The 5,814-nt window shown below is 74.7% G+C and carries 1 protein-coding gene; it reads left to right on the top strand.

Translation table 11 applies throughout. From position 1 onward, the window contains the following. Positions 1-83: 83 nt before the first annotated feature. Positions 84-5,814 (top strand): amino acid adenylation domain-containing protein (locus ACY45C_RS02245; protein ID WP_462186005.1); only part of this gene is annotated, 5,731 nt, incomplete at its 3' end.

Below are 5,814 nucleotides of genomic sequence, written 5' to 3'. Positions count from 1 at the left end.
AAGGTCTCGGCCTCGGACACCTCGCCGTTGATGGAACCGCCCTACCCGGACCTCGGCCGGTGGACGTGGTGACGGGAATGACGGTGACCGACCAGTTCGCGGACGCGGTCGGCCGAACGGTGCGGCTGGTGTGCGGCCTCGTGGCCGACGACGCGGACCCGGAGGCCGGCAGCAGGTTGGCGGATCTCGGGCTGTCCTCGCTCGCCACGGCCCGGCTGCTGCTCGATCTCGAAGCCGAGTTCGGCCGGGAGGTCGCGCTCGCGGACCTCGTGGGCTGCGAGACCGTCGCCGACCTGGCGCGGCTGGTCGGCGACGCGCCGGGGAGCGGGGCGCGGCCACTGGTGGCGAAGCCAGCCCAACGGTACGAGCCGTTCCCGCTCACCCCGGTCCAGGAAGCCTACGTCGTCGGCAAGTACGTCGAGCTCGGACCGGACGCGATCGGATGCCACCACTACCGCGAGTTCTGGCTGCCCGAGCTGGACGCCGACCGGCTGGTCGCGGCGTGGCGGCGGCTCGTCGCCCACCACGACGCGCTGCGGCTGGTGGTCGGGGAGAGCACGGGGCAGCGGGTTCGGCCGGATGTCCCCGAACAGGTCGCGGTGGTGCACGACGGCCCCGTGGCCGTGCTTGGCGCGCAGGCGCGCCGACGGCTTTCGCACCGCCGGTACCCGCCGGGTGCGTTCCCGCCGTTCGCGCTGGAGGTCGTGCGTGACGGCGGCGCCGGCTCCGCGCACCTGAGCCTCGATGGCACGGCGGTCGACGCGCACAGCACGGAGCTGCTGTTCCGGCAGTGGCTGCTGCTCTACCGCGAGCCCGGCGCGCGGTTGCCCGAGCCGGCGCTGTCGGTGCGGGACTGCGCGGTCGCGCTCGCCGAGCGCAGGCACGCCTCGCGCTGGGAGGCGGACCTGCTGCACTGGCGCGAGAGGCTGTCCGAGGTGCCGCCCGGTCCCGACCTTCTCCTCGGCGAGCGAACGGCCCCACCCGAACCGCCCGACGGGCTCGCGCACCACCTGCGCGTGCCGCGCACGGGGCATCTCGACCCCGGGCAGTGGCAGGCCCTGCGTCGGCGCGCGTCCGCGCTCGGCGTCTCGCCGTCGTCTCTGGCGCTGACGGTGTTCTGCGAGGTGCTGACCATCGGTCCGCGGCCGTGGTCGCTGGTGCTGACCACTACCGACCGGGTGCGGCTGGGCCGGGGCGCGGACGACGTGGCCGGTCCCTTCACCTCGACCTGCCTGCTGGTGGTCGACGAGGTCGACCGCCGGCGGTCCGACCTGGCCGCCGCACTGCATCGGCAGGTGTGGGACGCGTTGGCGCACAACGAGGTGTCGGGTGTGGAGGTGGTGCGCGAGCTGCGCCGCGCCGATCTGCCGGCCCCGGACCTGCCGGCCGTGTTCACCAGCCTGCTCGACGTCGGCGAACCGGACGCGCCGAGCATGACCGACCACCTGGTCCACGCCGTCGGCCAGACCTCGGGTGTCGGCCTGGACCACCTGATGTGGGAACACGGCGGTGGTCTGCGCTGGCGCTGGGACACCGCGGACGCGCTGTTCAGTCGGTTCGTGGCCGCGCTCCAGGCGGCCTGCGTGGACGCGGCGCCGACGCCGGGCGACGAGCTGAACGACCTCCAGCAGGCCTACCACGTGGCCCGGGTGTCCGGCCGGACCGCGGGCTGCCAGCTTTATCAGAGCTTCCACGTCGCCGAGCTCGACGTGTCCCGGCTGGAACAGGCCTGGCTCGACCTGGTCGTCGAGCACGACGTGCTGCGCACGGTCGTCGACCAGGACGGCCGGACCACCGTGCTGCCCCCCACGGCCGCCGGCGGACGCGTCCCCGTTGTGGAGTCCGACCAGCCCGAGGTGGACGAGGCGATCGCGCGCGACGTCGCCGACCGGCCGTTTCCCCTGGGCCGCGCGCCGCACACCGACCTACGGGTCCGGCGCGGTGCCGACGGTTCGGGCACCGTGCACCTGGCGATCGACCTGCTCGTGGCCGACGCGCCGAGCGTCCTGGCGCTCGGTCGGGCCCTGCTGCGCCGCTACGCCGACCCGCCCGCGCGGACTGTGCCGCCCGCGGCGCGCGCGTCCGCCACCAACCCGGCGCATCGTGAGCACTGGCTCGCCCGCCTGGCGGACCTGCCGTCGGGGCCGTTCACGCCGGGGGCACCCGGCCGCACCGAACGCCTGCGGTTCACGGCCGACCCGGCCGCGCTGCGCACCTGGGCGGCACGGCATGACGTGACCGCGGACGCGGCGCTGCCGGCCGCGTTCTGCGACGCGCTTGCCCACGTGTTCGACCCGCCGTTCGCCCTGCCGGTGGTGCGCTGGGCCGCCGGGCGCGAGGTGTACCGCCCCGGCGAGCAGACCGCGCTGAGCTGGGTCCGGGTGGACCAGCCGGACCTTCCCCTGCCCGCGCGGGCCCGCCGGCTGGCCGCGCTGCTCGCCGAGGACGCCGAGGCCGACGGCGCGAGCGGGCTCGCTGACCTGCGCGTCGTCGTGCTGCGCCGGCGCCGCGATCGGTCGTTCGCGCTGCCCGTGGTGTTCACCAGCGTCCTGGATGTGTCCGGGCAGCCGCTTCCGCCGGGTGTGACGGCCGGTCCCTGGCGCACCGCCACCTCCGACGTGTCGCTGGACTGCGTGGCCGTCGACGACGGCGAGACCCTCGACATCGCGTGGGACGTGGTGCCCGGCCACCTCCCCGCCGACGCGCTCGACCCGGCGTTCGACCGGTTTCGTGCCACCGTGACCGGGTTCGCCGACCAGCCGGACGAGCAGGAGCGGGTCGGCCGGCTCACCGCCGACGAGCGGCGCCGCGTGCTCTACGAGTGGAACGACACCACGACGACCTACCCGGCGGATGGCCCGGTGCACCTGCTGCTGGAGGAGCAGGCCCGCCGCCGGCCCCGCGCGGTCGCCCTGCGGTGGCGCGACGGCATCGCCACCTACCGCGAGCTGAACGGGTGGGCCAACGTCATCGCGCACCGCCTGCGCGAGCGGGGCGTCACGGCCGAGACGGCGGTCGCGGTCGCCACCCGGCGGGGACCGGAGATGGTGGCGGCGGTGTTCGGCGTGCTCAAGGCGGGCGGAGCGTACCTGCCGGTGCTGCCGGGTCTGCCGCCCGACCGGGCGGCGGCGATGCTGGCCCGTACCTCCTCGCGCGTCGTGCTGACCACCGTGGGCGCGCTGGACTGGCGGCCCGACGTGCCGGTGGTCGAGCTCGACACGCTGCTGGCGGGCGCCGACGAGGATCCGGGTGACCCCGAACCGGTGACCGGCCCGGACAACACCGCCTACTACATCTTCACCTCCGGCAGCACCGGGCGACCCAAGTGCGTCGCCGTGACGCATCGGCCGGTGTGGAACCTGCTCAACTGGTGCTACCGCACCTTCGGCTTCGGACCCGGCGACGTGGGCGTGTGCGTGACCTCGCTCGGGTTCGACCTGTCGGTGTTCGACATCCTCGGGCTTCTGGGCCGCGGCGCGAGCCTGTACGTGGCCGACGAGCGCGAGCAGCGGGACCCGGAGCTGCTCGCCGACGTGCTGGCCGAGCAGCCGATCACCTTCTGGAACTCGGCGCCGACGTCGCTGGCCACGCTGCTGCCGTCGCTGCGCGACCGCGCCGGGGTGGACCTGCGGCTGGTCTTCCTCAGCGGTGACTACACGCCGCTGAGCCTGCCGGCCGACCTGCGGGCGGTGTCGCCGCGGGCGAGCCTGGTCAGCCTGGGCGGCGCGACCGAGGCCACGGTCCGGTCCAACTGGTTCCCGGTCGAGGTGGTCGACCCGCGGTGGCGCAGCATCCCGTACGGCCGCCCCATCGACAACTCGCGGTACTACGTCCTCGACGAGACCCTGGAGCCGTGCCCGATCGGCGAGGAGGGCGACCTCTACATCGCGGGCGACTGCCTCAGCCTCGGCTACCACGGTGACCCGGAGCTGACCGCCCGCAGCTTCCTGCCCGACCCGTTCACCGACCGGACGGGCGAACGCATGTACCGCACCGGCGACCGTGCCGCGTTCCGACCGGACGGGATCATCACGTTCCTGGGACGCCGCGACGGCCAGATCAAGATCCGCGGCTTCCGGGTGGAGCTCGGCGAGATCGAGCATCGTCTGCGCGAGCACCCCGCGGTGCGGGAGGCGGTCGTGCTGGCCCGGGCCAACGACGGCGGAGATCGGAAGCTGGTCGCCTACCTCCAGGCGGAGCCGGGCGCGGCGCGGCCGGAGGCGGCGCGGCTGCGCGCGTTCGCCGCCGAGACGCTGCCCGACTACATGGTCCCCAACTTCGTCGTGTTCGTGGCGTCGTTCCCGGCCACCGCCAACGGGAAGCTGGACCGTGACGCCCTGCCGTGGCCGGTGGGGCGGGCCACGTCGACGGGAGGCGGGATCGCGGCGGACGCCGGCGAACCCGCCGGCCCGAACCCGCCCGTCGAGCACCGGACCGTCGTCGACGACCGGGCTGCGCCGGGTGTGTCGGCTGGTCACCGGGTGACACCCGGGGCGTCGGCCGACGAGCTGGCCGAGGAGATCGCGGCTCTGCTCGCGGAGTACCTCGGCGTGCCCTCGGTGGACCCGGCGCGCGACCTGTGGGACCAGGGTGCGACCTCGTTCACGATGGTGCGGCTGTCCACCGCGCTGCGAGAGCGGCACGGTGTGCGGGTTCAGGTGTCGGCGCTGCTGGCGGACCCCAGCGCGCGCGGCATCGCCGCATACCTCGCACGGGAGAAGCCGTCCGCGCTTGGGGGCCCCGGGGAGACCGAGGTCGAGTTCTTCTCGCCCGAGGACCGGGCGCGGTTCAAGGCCGGCCGGCGGCACCTGCGGCCGACCTCGCCGGATGAGCCGGCGACCCGGCTCGGCGGCGCCGCGCCGCCCGCCCGGGCCTACCGCGACCGCGCGACCCGACGGGACTTCACCGGCGGGTCGGTCACCCTCGACGCGCTGCGCGCGCTGCTCGGATCGCTGCGGTCGAGCGACGTCGACGGCAGACCTCGACGCCTCTACCCGTCCGCGGGCGACACCTACGCCGTGCAGGTGTACCTCCATGTGCGGCCGAACGGGGTGAAGGGCCTGGCGCCGGGCATCTACTACCACCGACCCGACGAGCACGTGCTGCAACGGGTGCATGAGGGCTCGCCGAGCATGGTCGAGGCGCACTTCCAGTACAACCGGGAGGTGTTCGACCGGGCGGGGTTCGAGCTGTACCTGATCTCGGAGCCGCGCGGCATCGAACCGCTCTACGCCGAGGAGTCCGAGCTGTATCTGGCGCTGGAGGCCGGTTACGTCAGCCAGCTGCTGATGACCGCCCAGGCCGAGCAGCCGGTGGGGCTGTGCCCGATCGGGGCGATGGCGTTCGACTCGGTACGTGAACACTTCCGGCTGCACCCGGGCCAGCGGCTGCTGCACTCCTTCCTGGGCGGGGCGGTGGACAGGTCGACCGCCGGGAACACCGCGGTCCCGGCGCCGCGCGTGGAGGTCTCGTCGCCCCGGCCCGCGGCCGGACCGGTGAGCTGGGTCTCGACCGGGCGGCGCCACACCGCCGAGGTGGCGGCGACCGGGATGGCGGGCCGCTACCCGGAGGCGGACGACGTCGGCGCGTTCTGGCGCAACCTGCGGGCCGGCCGCCGCTCGGTCGGCCCGGTGCCGCCTGCCCGCGCCGCGGCGCTCCGCGACGGCTTCGAGCCGCCGCACGGCGGTTTCCTCACCGACGTCACCACCTTCGACGCGCTGCCGTTCCGGATCTCGCCACGGGAAGCGGAGCTGCTGGACCCGCAGGTGCGCCTGCTGCTGCCGGTCGCCTGGCAGGCGCTGGAGGAGGCGGGCC

It is taken from the genome of Frankia sp. CcWB2 (assembly GCF_977927585.1).
Note: the sequence above shows the minus strand (reverse complement) of the source record. Positions and strands in the feature narration are given on the sequence as shown.